Source organism: Okeania sp. SIO3B5, assembly GCF_010692555.1.
Classification (GTDB): domain Bacteria; phylum Cyanobacteriota; class Cyanobacteriia; order Cyanobacteriales; family Microcoleaceae; genus Okeania.
Map to the genome: position 1 here is coordinate 1 of NZ_JAAHHG010000748.1, position 3,578 is coordinate 3,578.

General features: G+C 32.5%; 3 protein-coding genes. All 3 read right to left on the reverse strand.

Annotated elements, in window-relative coordinates; all coding sequences use genetic code 11:
- Positions 1–149: 149 nt before the first annotated feature.
- The gene (locus F6K54_RS41870) at positions 150–938 is read right to left on the reverse strand and encodes a hypothetical protein (RefSeq protein WP_293090398.1); all 789 of its coding nucleotides are present in this window, start codon (positions 936–938) and stop codon (positions 150–152) included.
- Between the two features lie 529 nt (positions 939–1,467).
- The gene (locus F6K54_RS41875; protein WP_293090399.1) at positions 1,468–2,163 is read right to left on the reverse strand and encodes a hypothetical protein; all 696 of its coding nucleotides are present in this window, start codon (positions 2,161–2,163) and stop codon (positions 1,468–1,470) included.
- Positions 2,163–3,308: an AAA family ATPase gene (locus F6K54_RS41880; protein ID WP_293090400.1), complete on the reverse strand. Its 1,146-nt coding sequence runs from the start codon at positions 3,306–3,308 to the stop codon at positions 2,163–2,165. The genes F6K54_RS41875 and F6K54_RS41880 overlap by 1 nt, the downstream gene beginning before the upstream one ends.
- Positions 3,309–3,578: the final 270 nt, after the last annotated feature.

Genomic DNA, 3,578 nt, shown 5'->3' on the forward strand with positions numbered 1-3,578 from the left:
AATCAAAGAAGTATTTATGCGTAAATTTTTTACTCGGAATTTGATGAACGAAAAAAGTAATTGAGATGATTTGCATAGTATAAACACCTACCAAGATACAAATTTATATACTACTTTTAATGATACGTTCTTGAAGTGCGGAATGTGGGTTAGAAAAAATTTAAAGTCTTAGCTAATAAAGATACAGCACTAATAACTCCAATAATAATTATCAAGTTATTGAAGTATTTGAATAATTTATTGGCAAGATTTTTGTCTGGCAAGGTACGATGAACAATCTGCCAATCTGAAGATAAGACTAAACTAGATAAACCACGCCAAATATCAGCATCAATTAAAGTTTGCTCTTTTTTTATTCCTGTTACAACTACAATTAAACCCTGTTGAGTTGGCAAGCGATATTCTTTCAATTCCACAGCTAATTCCTGTTGACGTTGGGGTGAAGTTTCGGCAATTTTTTTAGTTGTATTTGGCAACTTATCTTGGAGTATTTTTTGAGTTTGTTCAGTATTAGTTAATTTTTGTATATGCTGAAAATCAACTTGAAAACCAAGCTCTCCTCCTAAACTTACAGCTTGACTAATTTCTACTGTAAAATGTTGTCTTTCTTCTGTATTTAAAGCCGCAGCAGCCAACATTCGTAAAATTCTTTCATTATTTGGAGAATCTGAGGTTACCCAAGCTATAGAAATCCGAATCTGGCGATCGGCAAAATCTACTCGTTCTACTGGTTCAATATCTGTTAATAAGCACAGTAAGCTATTATTTTTTCGACTCAAAACTACTGAAGCAGATTCACTATCAATTAGTTGAGTAGCTTCTTGAATAATAGTAGGTAAATCTTGTTTCTCTATTCTAGCTTGACTGTCTTCAGTAATTTTTAGCCAACGATAATCATCATCTTGAGAAAAGCCTCTACTTTCAATATATATTTCCATAGAAATCTCCTGTTTAAGATTTGGGCGTTGGTAAGTTATATCATGTCCGGTTGAATAATTAGACTTTGGTGGTCCGAAGGCAGGAGGCAGGAGGCAGAAGGTTTTCTCAAGAGTGTCAACTTAATTTTATGCACGCTCCGATGCTACCGGACATGATATTAGTGTATGATATTAATCTTAATTCTTTAGGAGTCAAGAGGGAAGAAAGAAGAAGAAAGAGTCGTAGAAAGAGAAAGTTTTTTGTTTGTGCTCTTATCCGGACAAAATATCATACGTAAGCATTCAGCTAGCTCGCATTACGGAAATTCTGGCTCCTCCTCTGAAAAAAAGACTTTTGAGCGCAAACCCTACTTAGGGTTTGCTGAATAAATATCACGCGTATTGACTGATATTGGTTTGAGCAATTTTAGGTCCCGAAATTGTACCAGCTTTTCGGTTAATAGAGTTGAAAAAATGATATCATGTCCGGTAGCATCGTTTGTGTATAGAGTTAGGTTGAAATTAGAAGAAACCCTTCTGCTTTTCTGAATTAAGATAATTGTTGCTTAATCATCCAGCAAAAATTTATAAAGTTTTGAAAGGTCTTTAAATGTTCTGTGTCGTCTTCCACTCTCTTGATTAACTCGTCTAAATAAGATTTATTTTGAGCATCTCTAGGTAATTTTTTACTATAACTACTATTCCTAGCTGAAAATATTTCTTTGAGGTATAAATAATGAAATTCTGCATGATTATAATCTTGACTATAATTACCCATTAATTCAGGGTTTTCAATAGATACATCATAATATTTCACATAATCTAATAGAGGCTTTTGTAAAGGTTGCCTAGAGTTGAATATTTTTCTATTACCTAAAAGCCAGGTTTCTATACATCGGTTTTGAATAATGGGAATAAATTTCACGTTTCCTAGTTCTAGGTTGAGGTTATTTTGAACAATAAAATCGTCTATTTCCTTTATTTTATTTTCTACAGTTTCCTCTTCAGCATCTATACAAATGACAAGGTAATTATATTTGCCTATTTCTTGAATTTTTTTTATAGCATCAGGAATGCCTTTATGAATCACTGCGGGATAACCATTATAACTAAATAAACAATAGTTATATTTGTCTACTTGATGATAATATTTTACTTTTGTTAGTTCGGGTAAAAGATAGTTAAGCCAAGAAGTATAAATCTTTTTTTCTGTACTTCTTCCTTCTAACAGAAAATAAATATTCATTATGCTTCTACCTCTTCGGGAGATTCTTCAAGCACATTGATTAGATCGATAAAGCCTTGATGTCTTGATTTTGAAATTCCCAAATCTTCAGGCTCTTTTACCTCTATTTTGTTACCTTGACGAGTGACTATTTTCCAATATTTAGTTCCGATATTATTGATGATATATGGATGATGGCTAGTAATAATAAATTGTACTGTTTTATTCTCTAATATTAAATCGGTGACACTATCAATACAATTCACTCCTAAACTATTTTCAAACTCATCAATTAATATGACACTTCCCTCTGGCGATAAATATAACTCACTAATATACATTAATGTTTTAAACATTCCTGAAGAAATGTTATTTTGTGAAATCCAATCAAATACTCTTTTTTCTTTCAGATAAACAACCGTAGCTCCTCTAAAAATATCGGTAAATGGTTCAGGAATTTCATTATCAGTAAATGGTGATTCTATTTTAATATCTTCAACTTGATTGAATATTTCTATAAATTTATCTTTGATTTTTTCAAAGCTTTCTGGCAAATATCGATAAACTAAAGATAATTTAATAAAAACAGGAAGATCGCTTTCTTGAATATCCCTGACAGAACAATTTTCATATTTTCCTATTACAGAAATAGGTATTCGCCAAATTCCTTCAAAAGCTTTGCTTGGTTGTGTGACTATAATTTTATTAATTTCTTCCTGAACAGGCCTAATATCTTCTTCTTGATTCAATAATTCCACTATACTTTGAAAAGGCGATAACTTTGGAATACGATTGCCTACAAATATGATTTTTTCTGAGTCCCTTTCAATAATAATTTCCTCATTTTTATAAAGATGTTCAGAGATGAGTTTAAAATTATCTTCTTCCTCAGAATTATTTATTTTTATCTTGAATCCCTCTACATTTTCAAATTCTCCTTTCCAACGGTAGGATATATTATCTTTGGTTAAAAAAGTAATATCCCAATAGACTCCATTTAATGAGTCACCATTAGCAATTTTTTTGAGAGATAAAATAGAACGAATTATTTGAGTTTTACCTGCACCAGAAACACCCACAAGCAAAGTAATATTACGTGAGAATTCAACAGGTTCAAGATGCAAATCATAGTTGCGATCGCGATACTCTAGTTTCTGAATTTTCATCGATATTATCCTTAAGTTATATTGACAATAATCCTATCATCTAATTTGAATAAAGTCTATTTATACTGAGGCTATCAAATAGATAAAGCGATCAAAGGTAACAAAAAAATTCCACTAGAAGTATAGTCATTCCAGTTAAGATTGAGGGTGGTGGTGCATAGTAATGGTAGAGAGAGTGTGGGGGGATGGGGAGATGGGGGGATGGGGAGATGGGGAGATGGGGAGATGGGGAGATGGGGAGAGGGGGAGAGGGGGAGAGGGGGAGATGGG

Bases quoted from the DNA above. Each gene is read 5' to 3' on its own strand.
- F6K54_RS41870 (WP_293090398.1), bottom strand. From the start codon at position 938: ATGGAAATATATATTGAAAGTAGAGGCTTTTCTCAAGATGATGATTAT.
- F6K54_RS41875 (WP_293090399.1), bottom strand. From the start codon at position 2,163: ATGAATATTTATTTTCTGTTAGAAGGAAGAAGTACAGAAAAAAAGATT.
- F6K54_RS41880 (WP_293090400.1), bottom strand. From the start codon at position 3,308: ATGAAAATTCAGAAACTAGAGTATCGCGATCGCAACTATGATTTGCAT.